This is a genomic window from Pseudomonas sp. GL_090 (genome assembly GCF_057837765.1).
In genome coordinates this window covers 4,714,826-4,741,263 of record NZ_CM174452.1, presented here as the reverse complement: position 1 = coordinate 4,741,263, position 26,438 = coordinate 4,714,826, and the positions used below count along the sequence as shown (strand labels likewise).

Here is a 26,438-nt window from a genome sequence, read left to right as displayed (position 1 = left end):
GCGATCACCCGATCGGTTAGTTTAGATTGAATCTTCAAACATTAGGATATGGCAGTCGTATCGCGGACTGGCTTTAACACCATCACTCCATCCAAAATCTTAATGTTTGACTTATCACCAGCCCCATATTCGGCAATTCCCGCCGGCGTGATCGTCGCTCTCGATGTGGACTCTCCCACGAGCAAGGTCCGGTAACGCCCGATCCCACTAGGCGGCATCAGGAACGAGGACGATCTTTCCTGGTCCGTAGGTCCTTGCCTTCAGCGCGTCTTGAGCGATTGCAGCATCAGCCAAGGCAAACGATGTCGCAATCGTCACCCGGAGGGACCCGGCTTCAACAAGATCAACAAGCCGAGCGAGAATCCCGGTGTCTGGTCGGGCGAACACAGTTGTTACCCCGGGGCCGCCATCCGCTATTGAGCAGATTCTCGCGCCCGGAGCCGCTGCAACCATGGCCTTCGCCAACGCGCCGTGGCCGGCGCAATCCACGATGGCCGTCACCCCTGCGGGAGCGTGCTTTCTGACCTGTTCAGCAACGTAGTCGCCGGACATGACGGGTTCCGCGCCGATCGACTTCACATAGGTTTGGTGTGGGGCAGAGGCGCTTCCAATGACGGTAGCGCCTGACGCCAACGCCAATTGGGTCGCCAGCGAGCCGACGCCTCCTGAGGCACCGAGCACGAGAACGATGTCCACATCGGACACGCGCAGTGTATCAATCACCGCGCGATAGGCCGTCAGGCCGGCAAGTGGCAGTCCGGCCGCTTCGCTCCATGAAGCGTTCTTTGGCTTTCGCCATAAGCGTTCCACCGGCACGCTCACAAGCTCAGCATAGGTGCCGCTATGCAGGATTTCCTGATGCATATAGGCGATGACTTCATCGCCTGGCCGGAATTCGACCACGCCGGCTCCTACGCGCTCGACGACGCCGGCGACATCCCATCCGGGTACGACCGGAAACCAAGTCTCCATTAGGCTCTCGCCCAAACCGGCCTGCAGCGCGATGTCGGCCGGGTTGATGGCCGCGGCCTTCACCCGGACCATCACGGCGTTCTGCGACAGCTTCGGCTCCGGCAGTTCACCGTACTCGAGGACCCCGGATCCGCCGAAGCGGTTATAAAAAACACCTTTCATATTGTTTCGCCTAAAAGGCCATCGGGAGATCGAGATAGATGCGGTGGTGCGCGATCATCCAATGCCCATCGACTCTCTTCAGGATTGGCCGGTAGTAGCCCGTCTCGATCGGGACGATGGTTCCTTGCGCGCCAGAAGCCCCTTCCGGCCAACCGCCTTCAGGCTTTTCTGCACCGACGACGTTGAACACCACAAACTGGGCGTCGAGCGTCCCGGCATCGCCATTGACTTCGATGATCGGGTCATGGGTGGTGTGATGGCTCCACCCTCGCGGCGGATGCGGCTTCATCATCGTGGTAACGGCTGCGCCAATAGCTTCCGGCCCGACCAACTGGCCAAGAAGTTCGGGGGTGCCTGCATTGTTGTAGAACATCTCGACCTTGCCTTCGGGCAGGAAGATGTTGCTCATTGCCGCTCCGTCTCGGTTGTCGGCGGCCCGGACGTATCGCGCCAGCACCTCCTGAATTGCACGTTCATCGGACATGGAAGCTCTCCTTGAGAAAATGTGAGCCTATGTTAGATATATTTATCTTTATATGCAACAATAAAAGATACATATCGAATGTACTAGGAGAAGACTGTGATCGATGTCCGTTTCCCGACCACGCTGCAGATGATGCTCAGCCTGGCTCTGGCTCAGACCGAAGGCATTGAACTATTGAGTTCCGCTCAGTTGGCCGAGGGGGTCGACTCCAATCCAACCTTTGTCAGGCGATTGTTGGTGCCCCTGATCCAGGCGGGTCTTGTTCGTTCGACCATGGGGCGAGGTGGGGGAGTGAGCCTAAGCGTCGACGCTGCCGCGATCACACTCGGCGAAATCTATAAGGCCTCTCTGGGGGACAAGAGGGCATGGACCGGACGTAGCGATATCCCTCATCGATGCCTCGTTACTTGCAATGTCGAACAATTCTTTGGGAACTTGGCCGGCGAGGTAGATGAGTCGGTGGTGCGCCTGTTGGATAGGCGGACGCTGGCCGATGCCCTCTTGGAACTTCGCACCCTCGATACGGAGCGCGTTTAGAAAGAGAGTCGCTACCGGCCATGCTGAGATACGGAAACGATATGGTCAGATAGGCTCTTGCGGCGCCCTTCTTCAATGAACGAGATCAGGGCACGCAGCCCAGCGGGTTGATATCGGCGGCTTGGATAATAGAGGCAAAGCCCAGGTGACGAGGGGGTGAAGCTGTCCAGAACACGGCGAAGCTTCCCTTCGCGAACGCTCTCGCCGACCCACCATTCGGCCATGTAGGCCAAGCCCACCCCTGCCAGTACGGCCTCCAGCATCAAGCCTGCATCGTCAAGCGTGAGTTGACCAGGTACATCAAGCGTGATGCCCCGACCATCTTGCTCAAACTCCCAGCGATACATGCTACCGCTGGGGTTTCTCGCGCGGATGCAAGTGTGGTGCAGGAGGTCCTGAGGCGTCTCAGGCGGAGCCTTGCCCTCGAAATAGGCTGGCGATCCCACCACGGCAAATCCCTGCATTGGCTCTAGATGAACAGCAATCATGTCTGCAGGCACCGTATCGCCCGGTCTAACACCCACATCGAAACCCTCAGCGACGATATCGATCGGGCGGTCCTCTGTCACCAGGTCCACCTGCATCTCGGGATAAAGACGGATGAACTCCAAGATGATTGGAGAAAGAATGCGACGGGCGGCTCCAACGGAACTATTGATCCGTAGTGACCCGACCGGCTCGGCTCGACGACTATTGACCGTCTCAACTGCCTGATTGATCGCGGCTAAAGCCGGTTCGATATCGGCAAGAAATTGCTCGCCCGCGCTGGTCAGGGAGACGCTGCGCGTCGTTCGGTTGAACAGCCGGACGCCTAGCCTCGCTTCGAGCCCTGCGATCGTCTGACTGAGAGCGGTTGGCGAAACGCCAAGATCGGCAGACGCGGCGCGAAAGCTTTTCCGCCTTGCCACCGCCATCGCCGCCTCAAGTTCCACGATTCCAATTTTGCGCATTATCCATATTCCTGCATCACTTCATGAAGAATAATACGGATTTTCATGATTATTGGTAAACGCTATATTTTGTGTTAGTGCAACGCAAGGGGATATAGAGATGCAAGAGTTCAGTCACGTCTACATCGACGGCCGCTTCGTCGTGCCGCACGGAATCGAGCTATTTGATCTGCACAACCCAGTGACGGGAGAAGCATTCGGCCGCGTTAGGCTGGGAGATGTGGATGATGCGAAAGCCGCTATTGCCGCAGCAAAACGCGCCTTTCCGGCGTGGTCGCGGAGTACGAAGGCGGATCGTATTTCCTTGCTGCATCGTCTTCACGACGCAATGGAAGCCAAGAAGGGCGCGCTGCTGGACGCGATCATTTTGGAATACGGCGCACCAATCTCCCGATCGACCTGGATGGCCGCTCACGCATCGAGCAGCTTCATGGAGGCGGCGCGCACTCTAGAAGGTTTCAACCTCACGCAACGGATAGGCACGGCGGATGTCATCATGGAACCCGTCGGCGTGGTCGGGCTGATCACGCCATGGAACAGCAACGCCGGCTTCATCTGCAACAAACTCGCCTACGCGCTGGCAGCTGGATGCACAGCGGTCATTAAGCCCAGCGAAATGAGTGCGGCTCAGACACAGGTCGTACTTGAAGCGCTGCATGAGGCAAGCGCGCCTGCCGGCCTGTTCAACATCGTCAATGGACGGGGCGATGTTGTGGGCGCAGAAATCACCGCAAACCCCGACATATCGAAAATCTCCTTCACCGGCTCCACTGCGGTTGGCAAGTCGATCCTCCGCAGCGCCGCCGACACGCTAAAGCGCGTGACCTTGGAACTCGGTGGCAAGTCGCCCACGGTCATCCTTGACGACGCCGACTTCGCCAAGGCGATTCCCATGGCGCTGGAGGCCGGCTTCGCAAACAGCGGTCAGGCCTGCATTGCCGGCACCCGTATTCTCCTACCGGCCTCGCGGCTTGATGAGGCGATAGCAGCGATACAGATCGCCCTCGAGAAAATAAGGGCAGGCAACCCGCGCGACGCCAGTACGACCATTGGGCCGATGGTGAGTCAGGCTCAGTATGAGCGGGTTCAGCGCTACATTCGGCTCGGCGTCGAGGCAGGCGCCACCATCGTTGCCGGTGGTGAAGGCCATCCCGATGGTCTCGGCGGCTACTTCGTGAAGCCGACCATCTTCGCCAACGTCACCAATGACATGACGATCTCCAGGGAGGAGATTTTCGGCCCGGTTTTGTGCCTGCTGACCTATGAAGATGAGGCAGAGGCTATTTCGATTGCCAACGACACGCCCTACGGGTTGCAAGCCTATGTCATCTCCTCCGACCCGGATCGGGCAGGGGCGGTGGCGAGCCAGATCGAGGCAGGGCGTGTCGTCATAAATGGCGCCCCGCACGATCCTGCGGTGCCATTTGGCGGGTTCAAGCAATCGGGCATTGGCCGAGAGTATGGCGTCTTCGGACTCCAGGCCTATCTTGAGCCGAAGGCCCTCCTTGGTGCGGTCTCGGGATGAAGGCGGAACATGCGGAAGGCACCCGCATCTACGCCGAATTGAGAGGGGCGGACAGAGCGGCGGAAATGCAGGATATAGCTCAGGGGATCGGCGCGGAGGCTGTCATCGCCGATCTGTCGCTGGAGTTCGTCTTCGGCAAGGTGTGGGGACGGGGTGGGCTGGATCGCAAGCAGCGCAGCCTTGTTACGATCGCCGTGCTGATCGCCCTGCGCCAGACCGCGGAGTTACAGAACCATCTTCGCGTCGGCCTGACGAATGGCCTGACCCAGACCGAGATCGAGGAGGCCATCGTGCAGACGGCTCCCTATGCGGGCTTTCCAGCCGCGTGGAGCGCCGCGAAGGCATTTTCCGCACTGGAAAAACTCGCTGACGATCAGCGGTAACCACCGTTCGAATGGTCCGCTCCCTCCCGCATGGGTATCGAACAGCCTGTGCCGGGTGGAGTCATGGTCATGCAGCGAGAGCCAGCGGTACACCTTTGCTCGCCGCGACCAAGTACCCCCCTTCAATGGAGATGACGGATGAGCAACAACGACAATAACTTGCCTGACGCAATCGAGGGGTCGGCGCGGGTCCGTCTGGGTCATTCCGAGCTGGCCGTACGCCCTATCGGTCTCGGATGCATGGGCATGTCGCAATTTTACGGTCCGGCGGACGATGCACAGTCGGTCGCGACGATCCGCGCCGCTCTCGATCTTGGCGTCGATTTTCTGGACGCATCAGACATATATGGAGCTGCGGATGTCAACCTGGGCGCCGAAATCCGCGGGTTCGGCCACAATGAGCAACTAATCGGCGAGGCCATCGCCGGCCGGCGCGACGAGGTGGTTCTCGCCACGAAATTCTCCGCTCGACTCAGTGAAGACGGCAAGGATGTCGTCATTGACGGCCGTCCCGACTACGTCACAAAGGCCTGCGAGGCCAGCTTACGGCGGCTGAGAGTCGAGACCATCGACCTGTATTACTGCTATCGGATTGATCCCAAGATTCCCGTCGAAGAAACTGTTGGGGCGATGGCCCGTCTGGTCGAGCAGGGCAAAGTGCGGGCGATAGGCCTGAGCGAGGCGTCGGTTGAACAACTGCGCCGCGCGCATGGGGTTCATCCGCTGACCGCGCTTCAGTCGGAATACTCGCTTTGGGAGCGTGGCGTTGAAGCGGAAATCCTGCCAACCTGCCGCGAGTTCGGCATCACATTCGTGCCATTCAGCCCGCTGGGGCGTTCGTCTCTGACGGGGGTGATTCAGGTCGGGGCAAGCTTCGCTGCAGCCGATTTCCGCGCCTCCAACCCTCGATTCGAACCGGAAAACCTCGCAACAAATCTCGTGCCCGTCGAAACTCTCAAGGCCATCGCCGCAAGCAAGGGATGCCGATCGGGGCAATTAGCCCTTGCCTGGCTTCTGCTGCAACCGTTCGACATCGTTCCGATCCCCGGAACGAAACGTGCCGTTTATGTTGAGGAAAACCTGGCCGCGACCAATGTCGCCCTTAGCCCGGACGAAATCACCTATATCAGCAGCCTCTTCGCGCCGGAACGGATAGTCGGGCAGCGCTACGCTCCTGTCCATGCCGTGCATGTCGGGAACAAGAAATAATCGCGCGCGTGATCCCGACAGAGCACAGGGATGAGTTTCCTTTTTGTCCGCGCCGTAGATCGTAACTCCAGCACAGCTATACCGCTTCTAGCCCAGATCCCCTGTCGATCCAGCAAAGTCGTACTCGTTGTTTGCACTAAGCCGTCCACGGCCTAGTGTGCAAGACACGATCCAGGCCCGTCCACCGCTCCTGATCGACTTCGCGCTGCATGGCGCGCTGGATCTCCAGCTCGGTACGCGGTCCTAGCCATTCGGTCGCCAACTCGACGCCCGGTGACGCATTCCCTCGGCGATGTAGTCGCGGGAGATGATGAGGTCTTTGCCGGTGTCGTTCGTGCCGCGCAGGACGACGTGCGTATGCGGGTTGTCCTTGTTCCAGTGATCCACCGCCACCCACTCCAGCCATGTGCCCACATCGGCCTCCATCCGCGCCATCAGGTGCCGGGTATAGGTGCGCAGGTCGTCGAGCTGCTCGGCATCCTCCGGCGAGACAATGAAACAGAACTGGTGCCGATCCTCGCGCCCGCGTTCCTCGAAGGCGGCAGTGTCCACCGCGTCGGTCGCCGGGCCGTAGGCGTGACCCGGCCCACACCCTGGCGATCGACGCCTTCGCGCTCGATGTAGCGTAGGTGCGCGGCGGTCGAGCGTGGCCCGGCTTTAGCCAAATTCAACAGCCCCGGCTTGATCTTCAAACGCCGAGCATTGGCCGTTGACCGACCTTGTCAGCAGCCTTGCCGAGCTTCACCCCGGCCTTGCTGGTCTGGCGCAGCACCTTGTTGATGAAGGCGTCGCCGCGCTGCTTTGGCGTGCCAGGCCCACCAGATGCTCACTCATTTCAAGGACGTTAAAAAAGACGGTGTGCCTGTCGTGAGCGGCATTAAGGAGAGCACGCTCCTCTATTGGGCTGAATTGAGTTAAAGAACCCACGTGATTCTTTATGCGGTCGATTTGAAAACAGAAAAAATATACGTGTCTCTTCCTGTTTTTTGGCAAGCCATATCGTTAATTAATGGCGATGGAAAAACTAAAAGTATTGAGTTTTTGCTGGAGCTTGCGAAGGGAAGGTGCAGTGATAAGAGATCGCATGCCAGAGATTTTTACGCTGGCTATGGCTGTAATTCCGTCGTTGCCAGATATTATGTGTTCTCACAAAGCCTCGTTGCGGTATCTGAAATTATTCTTAAGTCTTTATGTGAATGTTTTTCATTCTGATGGGCATATGGAAGTACGTGACCAAGATGTATTGAAAACATTTTTAGATACGTGTCAGATTGTGTTGGGAACTCAAAAATTTGAAACGTCGGATTTGTCGAAAGCCGATGGAGAAAATTTATACTCGTTTGACTATTGGGTCCTTAAGGAGAGGGAGTGAGGGTTTGATAGCGGCGAGGTGCTAAACTATAATGCTCAAATTCCCCTAAAGGTTTTAATGTCGGCGCTCATAAAAAATTGACAGATCTGCGGGTGAGAGTGTTTAAAAGTAAGTACAACTGGAAGTATAAGGATCGTCCTTATTTATAGCTTGTCTATGAAACGTCTCTCCCCTCCGACACTAGTCATGACATGATCATGGAGTGGGGTTATAACGCTGACAGAATTCGCCATCAGGAATTGGACTTTTATTTGAAGTAATGGATGTAGCTGAACTTAAGAAGGCGGGTCTTGAGGTCTGAGTGGTGATCTGATGTTGATCATATAATCATCAGCGCTATTCTCACGTTGGTAAGATCTTAGTGCCGGAGGGGCGGGCGCGCCTGGACTCCATTGTCCGCTCGGTAGACGCGATCAAGTCGACTCAACTCGGCAGAGCGAATGCAAACAAGTAGTCAGGACGCAACGCAAATGGGTGGTCCAATAGAGTGCAATTTGGTTTCGCATCACGGCCCGTATCGATAACGAAGGGAGCACGCCAACGCTGTTTCCACCTCCTTGCGTGGACAGAATAGGCCCAGGCGGAAAACGATTAAACGACATCGCGGCAGCTTTTAGGGCGATAGCGGCATCCCGGCAATTCCAAGTTTACCGGACTCTCGAAACAGCTAGTCCCAAGCGAGCTGTCACCCAGTCCGAAATCAGCGCTTTTTCAGAGCATGTGGCGCTGGGCGCACTGAGTTGAAGCACGCGGTCTTACGGACTCAACCAAACAAAATGCTGTCGAGTGTAGAATCTCCTTCGATCAGTGCAAATGGTTAGGCTGCTTACGACTTGGCTTGGTATTTGCTGTCAATTCGCCATCCGAATGTCGCGGTTGGAGAGGCAAATGTCGCTTTCAAGTAAGGTCATGCAGTTATGTTCTAGCGAGAAGCACTGGTTACCCTGGTTCGGCAAGACTGGAAAAATTGCGATGGGTTGGTCATGCCGCCTCAACCAGTCGGCTTACCCGGTGATCGAACAAACCTTTGAAGCCATTGCGCAAACTCGTGCGCAGTTGCTACACAACTGGACGCGCGAGCAATGGGAACACCTCGCTGAACTGGCGGAAAATCTCGGCCGGGATTTTGCTCATATCGACAATGGTTCGCTGATGGAAAAGCTCAGCCAGGCCGAAGATTTTTCCGAGTTGTTTGTCGTTGGCGTCGACGGCGTCGTCATCGCCTCCACCTGGAGCGGACGCGGTAGAAATCAGCTTGAGAAACCCCGTGCCTTAGCCGAAGGGTTGAAGGCGCCGTTTCTTCACGGTCCTTACCGCGATCCATTGACCTTGCAAATCGGTCCATCGACCTCACGCTTTCACGATGAAGTCACGTTGATGTTCTATCAACCTTTGAAGGTGGATGGAAAAGTCCTTGGTTGCCTCTGCGGACGCGTGCCAAACGATGTGTTGGGCGATCTTATCCAGCGCGAGGCCGGGCACATCTATTCCGAATCGGGCGATAACTATTTGTTCATGGCGCAATCACGCTTTGATCCGGCGATCGCACCGGGCACCGCATTGTCACGTTCACGTTTCGAGGACGGTACGTTTACCCACGGCGAGAATCTGAAAAATGGTGTGCACACGCCCTATAAGACTGTGCAGATTCAACGGCACACCGAGCTGGAACTGCGCTTCACTGACCCGGCGACCCAGGAGTTGCACCCAGGTGTGCGCGAAACCATCCGCATGGGTTCCAATCTGTTCGTGACCTATCCCGGTTATTCGGACTATCGGCACATTCCGGTGGTCGGCAAGGGGGTTACGTTCCAGCTGCCAGGATCACCTGATCGCTGGGGAATGATGTGTGAGGCCGATCTGGAGGAGGTTTACCGCCGACGCTCACTCAGCTATGGCTTGATGAAACCTTATCTCGCAACCATGACAGGGCTCTTTGCCTGCAATTACACGGTCCAGCATTACAGCGGCCTGGCACAGGGGATGATCGACGCCGTCGAGGTTCTGGGCATGGTCGGCGCCACGGTGCTGTTCAGCCTGTTGGGGCCTAAACGGCTTGCGACAAGGTTGAGCGAGATGACGGGGGTGATCAGGACCATCGCCGAGGGCGAGGGCAACCTTCGTCAACGTCTGGACACCACACGAATGGCCAACGATGAGACCGGTGACATGGGGCGCTGGATCAACAGCTTCATTGATAATCTGGACTCGGTTGTCGGGCAAGTGGTGAAGGCCAGTCGCACGGTCGGTGCGACCAACCAGATGATGCTGGGCCGCAGCCAGGAAGCTGGCGTGACTTCGGCTGAGGTAGCCGAAGCGGTGCATCACATGATGATTATCGTTGAGGACCAATTGGGCGAAATCCAGCAAGCCTCTGCTAGCGCCGAGCAAATGAAGCAGGCAATGGACGAAGTCGTCACCCGTGCCCGTGAGCAGTTTCTCGCTGTGCAGGCAGGCACCCAGTCGATTCGGGATGTGGTCGAGCGCTCTTCTTCCAGCGTGCAGTTGCTCGACAGCCGTATGACGCAGATCGGCAACATTACCGGCCTGATCAGCGACATCACCAACCAGACCAATCTGCTGGCACTCAATGCCGCCATCGAGGCCGCGCGCGCGGGTGAACATGGGCGAGGTTTTGCGGTGGTTGCCGATGAGGTGCGCAGTCTCGCCTCACGCACCTCTCGGGCTGCCGACGATATTCGGCAGATGGTCGAGGGCTTGCAGAACGAAACGCAAACCGCCGTCAGCTTCATGAAGGAAGGCGTCAAGGACGTCGATAACAGCCTGCGCCTGGCCGAAGATGCCTCCTCGGAAAACGTACAATTGCACCAAGCGGTGGAAAGTATGTTTGCGATTATTCAGCAGCTCAACAAACGCAGCCTCGATTACGGCAAGACGATCAAACAGGTCGACCAGTCTTCCGCAGAAATGCGTCAGACGGTGGTGGTGTTGCAAGGCAGTGCCGAGACCGTGAGGCTCAATGCCAATAAACTGCAAAAACTAGTGGGGCAGTTTGAGGTGAGCAGCAACAGTAATGGAAGGGTGGCGGCTGCTTGAGAAGGCAGATGAGGGCGGGCTAATTATGGAAGTAGCCCGCAACAAGTTCTTTTTTTGTAAATGATCTGAGACTTATACTCCGACGTCGAGCTGCAGCCTCCACTCCAACAATTCGTCACTTAATAGATTCGGTGGCAGGGCGCGAACGATACCGCGCAACAGATGGTGACGAAGACCATTGGACAATGCGACGGCACGAATAATTGGGATCGTTTTGCGGCCAGGCGTAGGGCGGCTAGGAGTGCCTGTATCGCATCAACCCCTACCCATTCGCGATGTAGATAAACGCGGATATCCACTGGACGGGATTTCACATAGCTGCCCAAGAAATCTACAACCAAGTGCGTCAGGCTTTCAACGCCCAATGTCGCAGCGGCAAGTTGCCAAATTTTACCTTCTTGGGGAACTGTGATCGCCAAACACCTCTCGCTTAGTTATGGATTAGGTGAGAGTGTTGATAGTCTCCATAGATTCGCTTAGATGCTCAAATCTTCGAGATGTGACGCGAGTGCTTTTTTGGGGTCAGGTGATGCATCACGTAAACGTGCGTTTACACGAGGGTCACCCGACGTTGGCTTAAATTCTTCGGCATGACGAGGGAGGGCTTCGCAATGGGGATTGATTGTCAAAACCCATCATGAGCGTAGAAGGAAGTGAGCGCATTAACACACATATCCTTGGCTGATTTTTTCAAGCTCCGCCTTTACGAGTTCGTATCCCCCTCTATTTTGAATGGCTTGCAGTGGTGTGTTATCGCCGAAGGCGACTTTCGGCTGATTTAACCAGGCGTTAGCCTTATTTTCGTTGCCGAAGACCCGCTCGGCTTGACGCTGAATTGACTCAACAGAATCCATTGTTTGCACTCGCAGGTTTGCTGGCGTGTGTGCCGTTTAGCCTACAGTTGTGGTAGGCGTCGGGCGTTGGAACAGTAGCTACGAAACGCTTTGATGCCTCGCTCAATGTTCATCGAGAGCAAAGAAACGAACACGAGCCAAGTCTGGTTGTTCAATCTACTGAAACTTCTGTGGTTGAAGCTGTTTTCCCCACAATCATACGCTACGAAAATAATAAAAAAGCAACCATTAGGGGAAAAGCTGAGCCGTCCCAGGGAAACCGCGATTCTCGCCGCTGTCATGGATGCCGGGGGTGGTAATGCTGATGGGCGTGGGTGACTAGCCGATCCAGTTCTAGCTGACCTTCGCTGCGATCTGCCGATCTTATTGAACACTGTGCTCGAGGCGCGCCTGTACATCGGGATTTAGTGGATCGTCCTGGTGCCGTGCGAAATGCTCAGGGGCAATGCGGGGTTGGGTGTTTCATTGTGAGTACCCGGGACCGGTTGACGTATTCGTTGTGATGGCGATGGTGTTGTTGATTGGCGTGCAGGAGGGGGGGCGCTGGATTCGTTTGCGCGCGGGCTGCATCGCTGGTGGGCGTTTGCCTGATCTTCAAAATATTGAGCGCGTTTTAGGCCTTGCCACTACGTAGGTACTCGCATGTTAACAAAAACCGGCTGGCGCCCGTTGCCTGCTGCCTGCCGATACTGATGGAAGTTTTGGTATTACTGGCTCTCTGGTCGGAAAGTGACAGCCGTATCCATCACTGCATCGTTCAGACAGCCACGCTTTGAAAATAGCAGAATAGGCGATTGAACGGCGTTTCGGTAATATGGGAGGACAATGGCATTGTAGTGGCGCGCGTCTGCTTGAGGTGTGTCGTCCATGACCATCTACATATCGTAACTGCAAAACAAAACGCCGCGCATTTGCGGTATGGGTTTTCTAAAGGACTGTGGGGTCGATTGTGGTGACGAAAGCTGAGTTTATTGAGTTTGTTTCGGAAAAAGTGGCAGTTCAGTGGGGCGAGGAGCAACGGCCATTGCTGCTCAGCAACATACCGACGCTATGGCGCGCTGAGAAACATGTCTCCTACAAGGAAATTGTAGGCGAGGTATCGTTGAAACGCTTTCTCGCCGAGGCAGCACGTGACGATGGCGTTGGCTTTAAAGTCGTCGCAAACCCAAGCGTACTCGCATTGGTGGGCCTTATTCCCAAGCATGAAACGTTTGAATTCAGTCGTGGAGCACCTGCTCCTAAAGCGGTTACTGCTCAGCGTCCGACCGATGTCGTTGATTCGAATGAAAAGGTGGTAAGGGATTTCCTTGCATTGGTAGCCAAGCTTCCATCGGAAGATATAAAGAAAGTAATCATCCCTGTGGAAATTCTGACTCAATTGATGTTCGAAAAATGAGCATCAGGGTCTACTACGTCTCTCGAAGACCCGAGCTTCGGGAGTTCATATCCTCGCACCCCGACGTTGTGAATGACTACGAGTACATGACCAAGAATGGCATCAAATGCGAAGTCATCGCCAAACGTGAGGATGAGCTTAGGGCGCTGGTGATGGGCGAGTTGCTTCATGATAGGGGGAGGCTTGAAGGATGCATTCTTTTACTAGAACAAGGTCTGGAGGCGGTGGTCAGCCGGCAGATGAAAATTGTGGCGTTCACTTGCGTTTTTGAGTTATCTCCAAGTCAGATCGCTAGCCCCCAGAATGTTGTAGCACGGGATGTGGTGAAGGCCGTTAAATTTTTCCGATCAGTAAAAAGCGCGGTACAAGCAGATCAGGGGGTATGGCGGCTGCCGGTTAACAACTTTCATTCTCAGCTTTTTGCTGATTTCGTGAATGGCATGATCCAAGGGTTTAATGTCAAAGATGCGAATGAGATGCTTAACTTCATCCAGGCTCAAATGCAGCTGATGCGCAAGCGGCTGGTACGACCTCGTCGTCAGACAAACTACCCGAATAAATATTGTGTCGACGATTCGAAGCGGTTCTTCGATCTAGGTCATGAGGTGCATTCTAAAGTCGATACAGCAAGTCCACACGTTGAGATGTGCACCGCTCTAAATAGCTTCAGATTTGGTGTCAAACTCAGCGAGGAGCATCACTACAACGTTTCAATGGGGGAGGGAGATGACACTTGGGTGGAAGGCGCATTTCTCGATTGCCACGGAGGTCATCATCAAGTTAGGCGAGGAGAGGGGAGAACACATTTAAATATGTTCTCCAATGACTTCTTCTAAAGTTTAGTTTTATATGGAGTATTAAATCCTTGCGGTTTAATACCCCATATAAATTTGTTCTTTCTAAATCACAAATCAGGCAGCTTCTCCGAATTGTTGCTCTCTCCACAACTTACGAAGTGGTTGGCACTCTCCAGATGGCCGTCCATGACAATCGTCTTCTCTACGGTGCAAGGTTACTGTGTTAGTAAGAGGTAGAGAAAACTAATGTATTTAGTCCCTTTATGATAAGGGGAATCGACCCCTATGTCAATATATGGGAAATGTTCGGGCCTCATGGCCATTGAGGTGCGTGGACAATCTGGGCTTTCACCCTGCTACACAATCATCCAGGCAAATCACGGGCATTGACTCCTATGGACACGCAATAGCGACGATTTGCTGAGAAACCGTTGGCGGTATCATGTCTCATCCTGCCAACCGTGCGGGGCGGCGAATCCTTCAGAGGAGGTGCGCACCTCAAGCAGTTTATCGGTCTTGCACCTGAGCAAACCTCGCTGAGATCATCAATGGGTCATGAGTGTTCCAAAAACAAAGTAATCGCCTGGGAAGCAGCCATGAGAACTCCCCCTGCAACCAATGCTGCACGGTAGGTCGGTTTTACACGCAGTGTTAGTCCTTTGCGCTTAGATTCCTGACGTAGCCGACGTAGATGCCAGCGCTGAGTGATCCGCGTAAGGGGGGCTAACGTTCCCAGCACCTTAAAAGATATTGCGATGACCCACAGCTTGAAGCCGAGACTTATCGGACCTTCGTGGTCTGTCGTGCCATAAAACACATCTGACGCAGTGAGACCGGCGACAATTGTCATTGCAGCTAGCAGTAGCCAAAGCAGTCCCATTGCCCGTTCAGATGCCAAAGCAGGGTATTCCCAAGGATTTAGCGTGTTTAGCGACATGTTTTCTCCAGAAGAGCTCGATTAATGGTGCCACCCGCTCATCTTGGACGTTAGCCATTATCCTGCAAGCCAAATCAAGGCCTGTTTTTTTGGACTCTTCCGGTCGTATAGAGGGAATGACGAAATTCCGATGAATCCCATCAGGGTCAACGCGTCAGGCTGTGATCCAGCATCGCGGTCACTAGGTTCACAACAGGAAGGGAATGCTTATAGTTTGCAATGATCCGCTCAAATTGACGAAGAATTTTCTCCCCATTTACCTCTTCTTCGCGTAACACAGTTTTATAGAGGACATCAAAACCGGTTGTCGCAACGGTGTATCGACCGTTGTCCAACCGACTCATGTCTCCGAACATTGAAAGGAGAGCTAAATAGCATTTCCCGCCAACCGTTACGGCAAGTGGCGTCAAGCAGGCGGCTTTGAACGGCTCATGAGCCTCGTCGAATCTGAAATTAAGATGTGCCCCAGCCGCGCTGCTCAAGAAAGCCCAGAGTCCCCTGATCTCTCGATGACTGCGCATCAGCTCTGTCACAGACACCATCAACAGTCCCCGATCCCCGAAATAGCTTTTAATTTTGAGCAGCAAATCGGCGGTTTCTAGTGCTGGCAAATAGCTGGGTAAGCCTATGCCGTTTTTGACGGTGACGGAGCTTTGTTTGCCTTGGAAATCCATGTCTATAGAGAGGTTTTTGGGCGAATGCAGCAAGCAAACAATCTGGAAGAAATTAGAAAGCTCATCCAGATTTGCGGGCAAGTCCGGATCAATCGTCGAGGTGAACTGAGCGCTTGAGCCGTTCTCATTCATTAGCCAGTCGAAGGGACCGCAGTCGAATCTCAAGATTTTCAGATGCTCGGGAAGCCAAGCATGCATTGGGCTGGCGTAGGCGGAAGCGTTCACTTGCGCGCTCGCGCCGGTAGAGAGGTCTCGGAAGGTCAGCGTGCCACGAGCAGTTGGCGCAGCCGGTGTAATCTCCATTACCCCTGTAGATAATTCTCGACCACTACCAGGGTCTACCTGGCCAAACCTTCGTGTGGAAAACTGCAAATTCTGCAATTGAACAGATCCGCCCATTCCTAGGCTAGCGTTCACTAATGCGGTTAGATTTTCCATGCCCTCAAGCTGGAAATGCATCACGTGACCGCCATCCTCAAAGCCAACAGTTTTCAAAAAGGTCAGCTTCTTGTCAGTGTATTCAGCTGATGAGCGTCCGACCGCACGAAGGACTTCTGACTTGAATGTGCTGGGTTCACTGAGCCTCATTTCGCGGCCTAGCCCGAAATCAATGCGTAGGGTGAGCTTGTGCAGTTTTTCTGCTTTACCCGCGATGATATGAGTGTTCACCCTCTCCAAAATTTCACGAATCAGAGATTCATCTACGTGACGTATGAATGCCCTTGGGGAGTACAGCCCCTGAGAAAAATCCATCAGGACATAGAAGGAGGGAAGTGGGCTGGTGGCCATTTTTCTCAGGTTGGACAGGGTGACATCGACTTTCAATGAAGTGGTGCGGGTGGACTTTACTTGGACTTTACCTGCAATGATGGGCTCATGGAGCGTTAGCTGTGTAAGCTCGCTCGTTTCCTGTTCGACCTCGACGAAAACGTCCCATCCGTGTTTGTCAGCATTGCTTTTGTTTGCGGTCACTCCATCGACGGAGCAAAAAGCCATGAAAAAGTGCTCACCACCTGCTCCGATATCGCCCATACATTCCTCTAACTTCTGATCTGTTCACTGATTGGCGGAAGCTCATCACCTCTCGCGGCGGCGCGTGACTTAGCTTGCTTACGTGAGTTCCTTGCTTACGAAGACAACGCTTGAGAGTGAAGTTGCGACGCATAATCCCCCTCTTAAGAATACTGGATGTTCAGCCAAGAATGCTGGGCACCAGCTATGGACTATCCGCTTTTTGAAATGATGTGATGTGTTTGAGAGATCGATTTCAGTAGTGATGGAAGCGAGGGAGGGTGATCCGCTGGTGCGGTGCTAATCACTAGGTTGTTCCGCGGGAAGCGGCGGGAGAGCAGTATGTCGGGAATGGATAGGGTCTAAGCGTAGCCCGCAGCTTTAGCGTTCGGCGTTGACCGATGCCCGAGGAGACAGCCCGCTCCTGGATCGTCCTTTGAAATGCCAGCGATACGAGGGGCGCGGGCAGTGTCAAAGGCGTGCATTGATCCATTCCCAGACAATCTTGCTAAGCCAGCCCTGATGCTCCCCGTTGTTCAACTTAGTGACGAAAATGCGGTCATTGGCATCCAGTCTGGCGCGAAGGTCGTCAGATATCTGGTTCGCCGTAGCGGTGCTGCTAACCCATCGAACCGTTTCAAGGCCCGGATCGCTTACGTTTGGATAGCGATCCAAATGCTGAATGAAGGCCTGTCGAGCTTGAGCGTAATTACCGCGCTCTTTGTTGATGTTCCAGGTCACCATAAAGACAGCCATTGATTGCTCCTTGTTGAATCGAGGGTGGCGTGACCGAGATTAAGCGAAGGCGAAACGAGAGTCCACTTTGTGTGCATACACTCGCTATTCATTAATTTTGATGGAAAAAATGCGACTGATGCAGGGAACGCTTGCGCGAAGCACCGTTTGAGAATCCTCAAGCCAAGCTCTGTTGACTTGGCGCACGCAATCCCCGCCCCGAACCCTTGCGCTAGATTTGCGAAAGCCAAGGGCGCTGCGATTCCTAACCTGCCATCTGCTCCTCTTCGTCGATTGATTCAATTTCCTCGTTGGCTAAAACATCTTCGGGCATTTTTAGACCGTTCATAAAATCTCTGACCGTTTGAGCAGGTGATGTGACGAGGTCAAATGAGCGCCCCTTGTGAAGCAGCATGATGAGGCGTGCCATATCGACGTAATATTTATAGGTGGTCTGGACATCGTCGTGACCCATCTGCGCAGTAAGGACTTGCGCGGTCGCAAGATACAAGGCATCCAGCGATTCCGTCAGTAGCCTGTCACCAAAAGTCGCAATGATGTGTTGCGTTGGCCACCAATGACGGCTCTGATAAAATGCCAAGTGCGCCCGGAACTCGGGATGAGTTTTGATGATTTTGTTTTTTGTATAGTTCGTACGGGACGCAATCATGTTTTCATCGATTGGCTCTCCCTTTTTGTTCAGGAACAAGACGCCCGGTGGGCAGGCATGTCCATACCGTTCTTTGTAGAGCAGTTTTCTGGTGGTGTAATAAGGGATAATGTAATTTTCTTCAAGGGACTTTAAATCTGCCATATGGATGGTGATTTCACGGTCTTTGTTTCCCTTGCTCTTATACACGGTATAAGATGTTGTTATCCGATGTTTGTCCATTTCTGAATAGGGCGAGATATGTTTGTTGTCTTTATTGCCGATATAAGGAAACTTTACCAAGTCCATCGGGCGCATCGCAGTGCCAAGTGCCAAGTTGAACATGGCCGCATAGACAGGGTCGGAATAGTTTTCAAGTAGGAGTTTTATTTCAGGATCAGTGATTAGGAAGTTAGATCTTTTTTGGCGATTTTTTTTGTCCAAGACACGAATGTTGCTCGCATCAATCTTGCTCCTGGCCATAAGTTGCACATAGTTGAGCATGCGCCTACTACGAAAATTTGCACGCCATGTTTTCAAGGTGATATGGACGTTGGTCAGATAGCCACGGTCATTGAGCCACTTGAAATACACCAGCAAAATTTTGGCATCCTCATAAATGGTCTCTGACGAAGGGCGGAGTGATTGTGCTTCTACACGATCAATTTGACGCTGGACTTGCCAAAGCTTGATGTCTCTATTGTCAGCCAACACGTGATACAGGCCCAGTGCTTTGTTCTTCATTTTTTCCTGAGTGGATAAAAAGCGATAAAACATGGAAATGATACTGGCATAGCGCTTTGACGTTTTTATAGAGGCACGCGTTTCTGAATGCAAAAATATATTAGGGTGCGAGAGCAAGATGTTTTTTCCGTCTTGCCCTGCAATGAGGATGCAATGCGAGACATCCATCAATACCTCAGCACTGTTGTAAGTGATCTCTTTTGATTTTATCGTCAGCATTATGGATTATCCGTGTGCAAGGCCCGATTGAATTAACTGCCAGGATTTATTTTAAAGAAGTTAACTTCATCAAATCCCCATGCGATGGCAGGCTGGTCGGCGTTGTCCGCGCCTTTGACCTCCTCGGGTGGCAGTAATGATTTGTAGATTCCAAGTCTTTGTAGCTTTTTTTCACTTTCCGAGCCGGAAAAGTGTGGAATGTAAATGCTTGTTTTGAATGTGTTTGGAATATGCCTTGTAAAAGCAATAATCTCACTGCGACTGAACAGCGGCAGTCTGACGATCAGGCTGACTTCCTTTGGTAGGCTTATGTACTGATCGGCAAATGATTTGAATCGTGAGATGTACCGGTCGGAGAAGAAAATAACACGGACGCCTGATGTGTTTGCATATTTACTCAACTTGTCGCGAATTTTTCTTAGCTCGACATTTTTCTGATCCTCGAACGTGTCGAAGTTTTTCCCGCGTTGATAGTCAATGCAAAGCGCTTCAATATCCAAGTCGAATACAAGCTTAGTGTTCTTCGATGACTCGGTTTCTTTTGCAAACGACGAGTTGGCGTCCACACCCAAGGCTAACTTGAGTTCCAACCTTTGAATCTGGCTCAGCAAGTCGGCATTGTGAAGTGTCTGTCTCTCGAGCGAGATGCGTATTTGGTCACTTTCCAATAGCACAATATCGCTGTTCATGAGCGAGGTGATGTGCCTGTCCAATTCCTTCTGAAGCGTCTTCTCGTGTTCAGCCTTAAGACGTTCAATTTGCTCGGTATACTTGGCCTCAACCTCGTTGACGGCTGTCTTGGTCTGCACTTGTGACCGGAGTTCGTTACCGTTGACCAGATCGGCGACATCACGCTTGCCGGCGATGTACGGTTTTAGATCGCCGTAGTAACGGTCAAGTGCCTGGCGGCTGATGCCAGCCCGGTCTGCCACATCCTTGAGCTTAAGCTTTGAACGGTTTCCGGAAAGGTGATGTTCCACAATGATCTCGATCAAGAGCTTGCGGCGCTGGGCGCCGCTGCCTTGTTCAAGCGTGTCTGGATGTACGCCAGTTTGAGTGGTCTGCTGCTCAGACATTGCGCGCCTCGATCAACTGAGGACTGGAGTGGCCAGCAGCGTTAAGGTTATTTAGGTGAATTTGTGTTGCCTGAATCCTGCGCTGCAGTTCGCGTTCCGCCGTAGAACTCAACTTGCCGGTCGAGTTTTCCAGAACGGTTGTATAAAACGTAACGTTGTCGCTCAGCGCTTGTTTGGCAGAGGCCAAGACAACGATTTTTTTGCAATCCATCTGGCAATTAGAGGGATCGGGCATGATCAACTCACCTTCCACATGCTTACCATGCAAACAAGGGGGCAGGGTTTCGCGGGTGAAATGCTCCCCAGTCAAGCAGTAGGTACCGACTGCAGTTCGGCGGATGAAAATGGGCTCGCCGGCGGAAAGCAGATGGCTGATATAGGCCATCAGCGACACCTTGAGCTGCTTGCCGCTGAATTCATCGGGACGCTTCAGGATTTGCTGATAGATACGCTTGGCTGCGTCACCCGAATGAGCGCCGAATCGGATTCCCGCGACGATTTCATGAAATTCCCTGGTGTAGTTTTGCTCAATGGCAATTGCAACACTGCGAACCATCAACGGATTGCGCGCGATGTAGCGCATGGTCATCGCGTAGCTCTTATGCCCAAAGAGCGCGCGGATGATATCGATGTTCCGTTCATCCCGATTGATCAGGATTTCTGCGATGGTTTTGCGAAAGCGATGGCAATGCAAGCGATCAATAGGCAGTTCGTTTTTCAGTTGAATGATGATGTAATTGATCAGCGCAGGGGTCGCTTTCTTCACGGTCTTGTTGGATTTCTGCGCCTGGAACAAAAAGCCTTGTTTGACAAACGGCTCAATACTTCGCAGGTCCTGGTATTGCATGACCAAGTCGCCGATAAATTTGGGGATCGGCAGTCTGTCATCTTCACCGTGCGTTGGACTGGCAGCCGTTTTCCAGCGGGTAATTTTGAGCCAGTAATCACCATTGCCATCAATTTCAAAATCCGCGAAGCTCATCACCGCGAGCTCCGATTTCCTGGCCCCTGTCACCAACGCCAGCAGAATGAAAATCGCGTTACGAATGCCATCGAGCACATCGGCGTAACCTTCGATCCAGGTGTACGAGTAGTAATCGACACCTTCCTTGGCAAATTTGCGAATGCTGGGGCGCATCACGGTCTTTTCTTTGACTGTGATGGTCATGAGTTGCTCTAGCTCTTCAAATCGCTCTCGACGAGTGACGAGCTTGTCTGCCAGATGAATGAATTTGCTTTCTACCAGGTAGTCCTTGAGCTTCTTCAGTTCTGGCATGACCCCCTCAACCCAAAACATTGAGTAGTCGATCAGAATCTCAAGGTCCTCTTCGGAATAGGAGACCCAGCTATCCAAGGTGCCCTGGAAGCGCGATTTCACTACCTCCTGACGCCGCTCCGGGATGTCGATTTTTTCAAGAGCGATATCCAATCGAAGCTCTTCAGGGATCAGTTGGTGCTCCGAGAGGTTGATCCAGAGCCTGATCAGCTTGAACAGCGCAAAATAATGGTGTTTGGCCTCACTTTCTTTGGCGGCCTCAAATGCCCGGAGGATCAATGGCAAAGAGATCATTCGAAGATGATGAGGCTCGGCGGTCAGCCTGTTGGCCGAAAAAATGTACTGTTCCAGGATCTTGTATTCGTTGCCCCATGATTTTGTCGTCGAGTACGAACGGATGTAGCTGAAGGGCGAGAATTCTGGGATCACGTGATAGATGAGTGCGCGTTTCAGCTCATTCGATCCGGGTACCTTGCGATCAAAACGCACATTGTTTGGAAAGCTATGTTTGCCATGTGGGAAATACCAGATGGCGTCTCTATAGTTCGAGCCTTTGGCGACAGGAAATTTGCCGCCTGTGACTACCAATTTGCTCCCCAAGGTCACTGAAGGCGTGGCAACGGGGGACTTGAATTCCTCCTGCAAAGCTTCCAACTCCTCAAGCTCGGACTCTGAGTAGTCGGCTTCCATTTCCTGGAGCAGGTGCTCTGCCTCGGATTCACTTTCCTCTCCATCATCAGTGTCTTCTTTCTGGGACGTGTTCTTGTCCTCTTCCTGGTCAACCTCATCACCGATGAAGTCGTCAGTATCATGGGTGGACGGTGCAAATCCGTTCAGAGGATCAATATCGGAGAGGTTTTCAGCCGTTTCAATGGTTTCGAAAGCTGAGGTTGTATTAACGTTAGACATTGTATTCCTCACTCTCGAAAATGATTTCCAGGATGTTCAGGTCTCGTGGCAAGAGTGGCGACTCCCGGCGGCGGTATCGTGCTGCGGTCGTAATCTCGTTCTCATCTCCCCACTCATCCAGAATGAACTGAAGAACCTCCAGCTCTTTGCTCAGCCGTGAGCTGAAGCCCGATTCCTCGGCATCGCCCAACAACTCTTCCAGGTGTGACGCGCGCTCCATCAGGAATGGGAGTGAGTCTTCAAACACACGAAATTGGCTGCAAAAAATGCATTCTTTGATGGCAAAACATTTGCGGCCCGTGCTTACGATGATGTCCGAGCCCACCCAGTCGGGTTTCGTTTGGTTGGCACACCCCCACAGCGCTCGCGGTTTACCCGGGATGTGAAAGATCTTGAGGTTCGCCGAAGCCTCTGCCTGAGCCTGTTTGCCCAAGAGTCCTTTAAACTGCCGTGTGCGTAGCAGTTTGACCACTTCTTCCAGTTCCGAGCGCAACCGTTTCAAACGCTCATAGTGAGCGGCGCTTGAACTGTCATAGAAGATGTCAGTGGTCTCTCGGTCTTTATGCCCCATCGTCATGGAGAGCAAGGTGATTGGATGGTGCTTTTTCTTGTAGAGAAGCCAGGTAGGTCTGAAGCGTCGCGTAAGTTCGATTGCCGAGGTCAGTCGCTTGCCGTCATCGATGACCTCGTACTGTTTGAGGAACTGTTGAACACCCACCGGGAAGGTCTTGGGGTGTGCAATTGAAGTGTGACGTCCACCCTTGACCCATTCACCCCACGGCCGGATGAATAGAAACATCGGATTCATTCTCTCTTCCGGCGCAAGAACAGAAATGACGTCGAATGGGTAATCGGCGAGTGGGCTTGAGAGCTCGATGGCCAGTTGGATGAGGTTATAGAAGCTGAACGGATCATCATTGCGGGTAGGCATGTTGATCCGTTTTGGGGCATCGAAGGGTTTACCTGCGCCCTGGGAACGATGCTTTTCCGAAAAGACGACTTTGATCGCTTCCTCGATAGTCCCCGTTAGCAGGTGCTCGAAATTGTCTTGGTCGAGCGCCAAAGCGGTTTCTTTGTTCCATCCAGACTGAAACATCATGAACATAAGGACTGCTGTCATGTCCGTGATGATCGGGTAATAAAGCCCTAGCACTTCGTCGAACTTGAGGAGTTGCGCTCCATTGGTGCTTCTATTTGCCCACGTCAGTCGGTGCAACAAAATCGCGATGATGTCGTCGCAATCTTCGGGGACAGTGGTCACTGTGGCCTGGCGATATTTGTTGTAAAGCTCGTCTGAGCTGAACTTGAACGGGAAATCATGGACGATGAACGTCTTTACGATCCGAGCGTAATCGACCTTCCAGTTAGCAAAACCCTTGCCTTCTACTGAGGCTTCTTCCTGTTCTTTTTGTTCTTGTTGCGCTTCTTGATCTTCTTGTGTTTTTTGGGGGGCTCCAGCGTTGGGGTTGTCGCGATGGTAGATTTCGATGAATTTGCTGATACCCTCTGCGTCATCAGTCAGCGCCTTGATTTCCGGATCAAGGCATTTTCTGAAACGACTGTGATAGCTTTCCTTTTTAGCTCTTTTCTTCTTTTTGAACTCATTCTTTTGCCATTTGAACAGCCATTCCTTGGTTGGCGTTGGACGTACTTCCTCCATAACCGTTGCGGCATCGTAGGGTTCGGCTTTTTCTACTTGTGCGCGAAACATGAGCTTTTTAAACACCGCGATAATGTGCGTGGTGATGGCCAGCTCAAAAGATTCAAACCCGTCAGAATTCAGCGGCGGTGTTCCGTTTTTTCTATCCATCGCCACGATCGGGAGCGCAATGAGTGGAAGTTTCCCGGTATCCTTGGGAACCACCGTCATGGCTGCTTTCAATTTCTCGGCGCACGCGACCGGGATATTTTTGTCACGTATATAATTAACGAAGCCACTAAATACTTCCGCGTTGATGTCGGTGTACTTTTTTATTTGCAAAGGCTCAGGATTGGCGAGGTTGTGCATCGCCATGTAATCAAGAAAATGCTCAATTCCGGATCGGAGTAAGTATCCATTCGGATGAGTGCGATCGGGAGCATAAAGCAGGAACAACCAATGCAACGACCTGCAAACATTGGTGGCCGGAATGTAGTTCGGGCTCATCAAGTAACGGCAATCGATACGCATTCCGTTAATCGATTCAACTTCGGTAATGCTATGGTCAAAGGCAGTCATTTAAACACCGCCTTTGTATGTTTGATTTGATTGCTTTGCTTTATGTGCCTCCCAGGCACTTTCCACCAGTGCCCTCAGGTCATCAAGGGTGCCGCTGTTCAGCAGCCGAACATCGTCGGTAGCCTGGTCGATACCTAACTCTGAGGAATGCGCATTCACCTTCTGAAGATCGGGGCGCGTGATATGCCAGATTGAACCTTGATGAGCGCGCAGGAACGACGCCTCATTCTCAAAGCGGATGTCTTTGATAATGATTGTTCGAGCGTCTTGCGTAAGTTGCCCCCTGTGCTTGAGCAGCATCACTGGGCGAGCGGCTCGTCTCTGATCGTAATCAGGGAAGAGGGTGTAGGCGTGGTGTTTCAAAAGCTCAATGGCTTCGCTTGGGGCCAGTCCCCAGTACTCATCTTTTATAGCTAAGCTGGTGGGGTTCCAGACTTGGTCGTCAGTGAAGTCGAAAAAGGCTTGGGCGGCTAAGGCGAAAGGGGCATCCGGGGAGGTAAGGTTGGCTGGGAAGGAGGCGTCCTTCACCCCCGCTGGTGGGTTGATTTCTCGGTCTGCTCTCATCAGCCAGTGGTCTGGGTTATGATTGCGCAACCATTCAGTTCCAACCGTTTGAAAGAACTCTCTTGGCGAGCGGCCCCATAGTTCAATGGCCTTCTCTTTCATGTCGTCCTGCCAAGCCTCCTCATCGGTCAAACCGAAAAGGGCTTGGCAACCAACCTTGAGAGGGTCGGCTAAAGCAAAGGCGGCTACCCCCGGGTAGGTCAGAAGCATTGATGCTACGGTGTCTTTTCCTGATCTGGCTAGGGCTGCGAGGCCAATGATTGTTCTCACGGTGGACTCCTGATTTTTTGCTCAAGCCCTCTACCTCGGGGCTTTTAAGCGCGTTTACGTTCTGTAAAAAGGATTGTATCCCTTTGACGTTTACATTCACAACAAACGGAAAACAAGATTCGACATACGCCTATCAGGGTGGCGGTCGCGGCTTGTCGCTGGAGCGCATCGCGACCCTGGAAACCTTCGTTCAGGGCGATCTGCGCCCGGACCTGACGCTGATTTTCGATCTGCCTGTCGAAGTCGGCCTGGCCCGCGCCAGCGCTCGCGGTCGTCTGGATCGCTTCGAGCTCGAAGGCCGGACCTTTTTCGATGCCGTGCGCAGTGCCTTCCTCAAGCGGGCCAAGGCGGATCCGGCGCGTTATGTGCTGGTCGATGCTGCCCAACCGTTGGCAAAAGTTCAGCAGTCTCTGGATGTCTTGCTGCCGCGCCTGCTGGAGTTGAGCCGTGGCTGAGGTCTATCCATGGCAGGAAACCCTCTGGCAGCAACTGGCCGGTCGCGCCCAGCATGCGCACGCCTACCTGCTGCATGGGCCGGCCGGGATCGGCAAGCGGGCACTGGCCGAACGCTTGATGGCCAGCTTGCTGTGCCAGCGCCCGAACGCGCTGGAGGCCTGTGGCGAATGCAAATCATGCCTGCTGCTCAAGGCTGGCAGCCACCCCGACAACTACATCCTGGAGCCGGAAGAAGCCGACAAGGCGATCAAGGTCGACCAGGTGCGCGACCTGGTCGGTTTCGTGGTGCAGACCGCGCAGTTGGGCGGGCGTAAAGTGGTGCTGATCGAGCCGGTCGAGTCGATGAACATCAACGCCGCCAATGCCCTGCTCAAAAGTCTTGAAGAGCCGTCCGGCGATACCGTTCTATTGCTGGTCAGCCATCAGCCGAGCCGCTTGTTGCCAACCATCAAGAGTCGCTGCGTGCAGCAGGCCTGTCCACTGCCGGGCGAGGCCATGAGCTTGAAGTGGCTGGCCCAGGCGTTGCCGGAGTGCTCCGAAGACGAACGCGTCGAACTGCTGACCCTGGCCGCCGGTTCGCCGCTGGCGGCGGTCAACCTCCAGGGCCAGGGCGTACGTGAACAGCGCGCGCAAGTGGTGGAAGGGGTGAAAAAACTCCTCAAGCAACAGCAGTCGCCAACGCAACTGGCCGAGGAATGGAAAAACATTCCGATGTTGCGCCTGTTCGACTGGTTCTGCGATTGGTCGAGCCTGATCCTGCGCTACCAGTTGACCCAGGACGAAGCCGGCCTTGGCCTGACCGACATGCGCAAGGTCGTGCAATACCTTGCGCAGAAAAGCGCCCAGGGCAAAGTCCTCGATATCCAGGACTGGATCCTCGCCCAGCGACAGAAAGTCCTGAGCAAGGCCAACCTCAACCCGGCCTTGCTGCTGGAGGCATTGCTGGTGCAATGGGCGTCGTTGCCTGCCCAACGATGACCGTCTGCACCTAAACTCTGAGTA

21 protein-coding genes and 4 pseudogenes are annotated in these 26,438 nt (G+C 53.4%); 12 read left to right on the top strand and 13 right to left on the bottom strand.

Annotated features, from left to right (window positions below; genetic code table 11):
• Positions 1-207: 207 nt before the first annotated feature.
• Both AC3ITA_RS21250 and AC3ITA_RS21245 read right to left on the bottom strand, forming a co-directional pair.
• Positions 208-1,134 (bottom strand): NADP-dependent oxidoreductase, encoded by a 927-nt coding sequence (locus AC3ITA_RS21250; RefSeq protein WP_223434659.1) that lies wholly within the window; start codon positions 1,132-1,134, stop codon positions 208-210.
• 10 nt (positions 1,135-1,144) lie between these two features.
• Positions 1,145-1,618, bottom strand: a complete 474-nt coding sequence (locus tag AC3ITA_RS21245) for a nuclear transport factor 2 family protein (protein ID WP_223434658.1) — start codon at positions 1,616-1,618, stop codon at positions 1,145-1,147.
• 96 nt (positions 1,619-1,714) lie between these two features.
• Between AC3ITA_RS21245 and AC3ITA_RS21240 the strand changes: the two genes are divergently transcribed.
• On the top strand, positions 1,715-2,155 hold the full coding sequence (locus AC3ITA_RS21240) for an RrF2 family transcriptional regulator (RefSeq protein ID WP_223434657.1): 441 nt from the start codon (positions 1,715-1,717) through the stop codon (positions 2,153-2,155).
• 11 nt (positions 2,156-2,166) lie between these two features.
• On the opposite strand, the gene AC3ITA_RS21235 is transcribed toward AC3ITA_RS21240, so the two are convergent.
• Positions 2,167-3,105, bottom strand: coding sequence for a LysR family transcriptional regulator (locus AC3ITA_RS21235; protein ID WP_223434656.1), 939 nt, complete (start codon positions 3,103-3,105; stop codon positions 2,167-2,169).
• A 100-nt stretch (positions 3,106-3,205) separates the two neighbouring features.
• Here AC3ITA_RS21235 and AC3ITA_RS21230 point away from each other — a divergent pair, with 100 nt between their 5' ends.
• The 3 genes from AC3ITA_RS21230 (at position 3,206) to AC3ITA_RS21220 (ending at position 6,222) form a co-directional block, all read left to right on the top strand.
• Positions 3,206-4,630 (top strand): aldehyde dehydrogenase family protein, encoded by a 1,425-nt coding sequence (locus AC3ITA_RS21230; protein WP_223434655.1) that lies wholly within the window; start codon positions 3,206-3,208, stop codon positions 4,628-4,630.
• Complete coding sequence (locus AC3ITA_RS21225) at positions 4,627-5,013, top strand: carboxymuconolactone decarboxylase family protein (protein ID WP_223434654.1); 387 nt, start codon at positions 4,627-4,629, stop codon at positions 5,011-5,013. Before AC3ITA_RS21230 ends, AC3ITA_RS21225 begins: the two co-directional genes overlap by 4 nt.
• A 138-nt stretch (positions 5,014-5,151) precedes the next feature.
• Positions 5,152-6,222 (top strand): aldo/keto reductase, encoded by a 1,071-nt coding sequence (locus tag AC3ITA_RS21220; RefSeq protein WP_223434653.1) that lies wholly within the window; start codon positions 5,152-5,154, stop codon positions 6,220-6,222.
• 160 nt (positions 6,223-6,382) lie between these two features.
• Here AC3ITA_RS21220 and AC3ITA_RS21215 read toward each other — a convergent pair.
• A pseudogene (locus AC3ITA_RS21215) lies at positions 6,383-7,036 on the bottom strand (type VI secretion protein); the annotation flags it as partial.
• 195 nt (positions 7,037-7,231) lie between these two features.
• Here AC3ITA_RS21215 and AC3ITA_RS21210 point away from each other — a divergent pair.
• Positions 7,232-7,594 carry a hypothetical protein gene (locus tag AC3ITA_RS21210; protein WP_489278332.1) on the top strand — a complete coding sequence of 121 codons (363 nt, stop codon included), beginning with the start codon at positions 7,232-7,234 and terminating at the stop codon, positions 7,592-7,594.
• 813 nt (positions 7,595-8,407) lie between these two features.
• Complete coding sequence (locus AC3ITA_RS21205; protein WP_489278331.1) at positions 8,408-10,651, top strand: methyl-accepting chemotaxis protein; 2,244 nt, start codon at positions 8,408-8,410, stop codon at positions 10,649-10,651.
• A gap of 662 nt (positions 10,652-11,313) precedes the next feature.
• On the opposite strand, the gene AC3ITA_RS21200 is transcribed toward AC3ITA_RS21205, so the two are convergent.
• Positions 11,314-11,505: an MbcA/ParS/Xre antitoxin family protein gene (locus tag AC3ITA_RS21200; RefSeq protein ID WP_093216014.1), complete on the bottom strand. Its 192-nt coding sequence runs from the start codon at positions 11,503-11,505 to the stop codon at positions 11,314-11,316.
• 268 nt (positions 11,506-11,773) lie between these two features.
• On the opposite strand from AC3ITA_RS21200, the pseudogene AC3ITA_RS21195 reads away from it, so the two are divergent.
• From AC3ITA_RS21195 to AC3ITA_RS21180, 4 genes and pseudogenes are all read left to right on the top strand, one after another.
• Positions 11,774-11,839: pseudogene (locus AC3ITA_RS21195) on the top strand (hypothetical protein); the annotation flags it as partial.
• Positions 11,840-11,892: 53 nt separating this feature from the next.
• Positions 11,893-12,096, top strand: a pseudogene (locus AC3ITA_RS21190) (ABC transporter permease); the annotation flags it as partial.
• Positions 12,097-12,457: 361 nt separating this feature from the next.
• Positions 12,458-12,901, top strand: a complete 444-nt coding sequence (locus AC3ITA_RS21185; protein ID WP_223434651.1) for a hypothetical protein — start codon at positions 12,458-12,460, stop codon at positions 12,899-12,901.
• 86 nt (positions 12,902-12,987) lie between these two features.
• Positions 12,988-13,737, top strand: a complete 750-nt coding sequence (locus tag AC3ITA_RS21180; protein ID WP_223434650.1) for a hypothetical protein — start codon at positions 12,988-12,990, stop codon at positions 13,735-13,737.
• Positions 13,738-14,251: 514 nt separating this feature from the next.
• Here AC3ITA_RS21180 and AC3ITA_RS21175 read toward each other — a convergent pair.
• The 8 genes from AC3ITA_RS21175 to AC3ITA_RS21140 all read right to left on the bottom strand — a co-directional run bounded on the left by AC3ITA_RS21175 (position 14,252) and on the right by AC3ITA_RS21140 (position 24,980).
• The gene (locus AC3ITA_RS21175) at positions 14,252-14,635 is read right to left on the bottom strand and encodes a hypothetical protein (RefSeq protein WP_223434649.1); all 384 of its coding nucleotides are present in this window, start codon (positions 14,633-14,635) and stop codon (positions 14,252-14,254) included.
• Between the two features lie 146 nt (positions 14,636-14,781).
• The gene (locus tag AC3ITA_RS21170; protein WP_223434648.1) at positions 14,782-16,341 is read right to left on the bottom strand and encodes a hypothetical protein; all 1,560 of its coding nucleotides are present in this window, start codon (positions 16,339-16,341) and stop codon (positions 14,782-14,784) included.
• Positions 16,342-16,791: 450 nt separating this feature from the next.
• The gene (locus tag AC3ITA_RS21165; RefSeq protein WP_093216022.1) at positions 16,792-17,076 is read right to left on the bottom strand and encodes a hypothetical protein; all 285 of its coding nucleotides are present in this window, start codon (positions 17,074-17,076) and stop codon (positions 16,792-16,794) included.
• 244 nt (positions 17,077-17,320) lie between these two features.
• Positions 17,321-18,667, bottom strand: a complete 1,347-nt coding sequence (locus tag AC3ITA_RS21160; RefSeq protein ID WP_489278330.1) for a site-specific integrase — start codon at positions 18,665-18,667, stop codon at positions 17,321-17,323.
• Positions 18,668-18,699: 32 nt separating this feature from the next.
• Positions 18,700-19,743, bottom strand: coding sequence for a hypothetical protein (locus AC3ITA_RS21155; RefSeq protein WP_223434646.1), 1,044 nt, complete (start codon positions 19,741-19,743; stop codon positions 18,700-18,702).
• Positions 19,736-21,928, bottom strand: a complete 2,193-nt coding sequence (locus AC3ITA_RS21150; protein ID WP_223434645.1) for a tyrosine-type recombinase/integrase — start codon at positions 21,926-21,928, stop codon at positions 19,736-19,738. Before AC3ITA_RS21150 ends, AC3ITA_RS21155 begins: the two co-directional genes overlap by 8 nt.
• Positions 21,921-24,146 (bottom strand): hypothetical protein, encoded by a 2,226-nt coding sequence (locus AC3ITA_RS21145; protein ID WP_223434644.1) that lies wholly within the window; start codon positions 24,144-24,146, stop codon positions 21,921-21,923. The genes AC3ITA_RS21150 and AC3ITA_RS21145 overlap by 8 nt, the downstream gene beginning before the upstream one ends.
• Positions 24,147-24,980 carry a deoxynucleotide monophosphate kinase family protein gene (locus AC3ITA_RS21140; RefSeq protein ID WP_223434643.1) on the bottom strand — a complete coding sequence of 278 codons (834 nt, stop codon included), beginning with the start codon at positions 24,978-24,980 and terminating at the stop codon, positions 24,147-24,149.
• A 116-nt stretch (positions 24,981-25,096) separates the two neighbouring features.
• Between AC3ITA_RS21140 and AC3ITA_RS21135 the strand changes: the two are divergent.
• Together AC3ITA_RS21135 and AC3ITA_RS21130 are read left to right on the top strand one after the other, a co-directional pair.
• Positions 25,097-25,435: pseudogene (locus tag AC3ITA_RS21135) on the top strand (dTMP kinase); the annotation flags it as partial.
• Complete coding sequence (locus AC3ITA_RS21130; protein ID WP_150672637.1) at positions 25,428-26,414, top strand: DNA polymerase III subunit delta'; 987 nt, start codon at positions 25,428-25,430, stop codon at positions 26,412-26,414. The pseudogene AC3ITA_RS21135 and the gene AC3ITA_RS21130, both read left to right, overlap by 8 nt.
• The last annotated feature ends 24 nt before the right edge of the window (positions 26,415-26,438 follow it).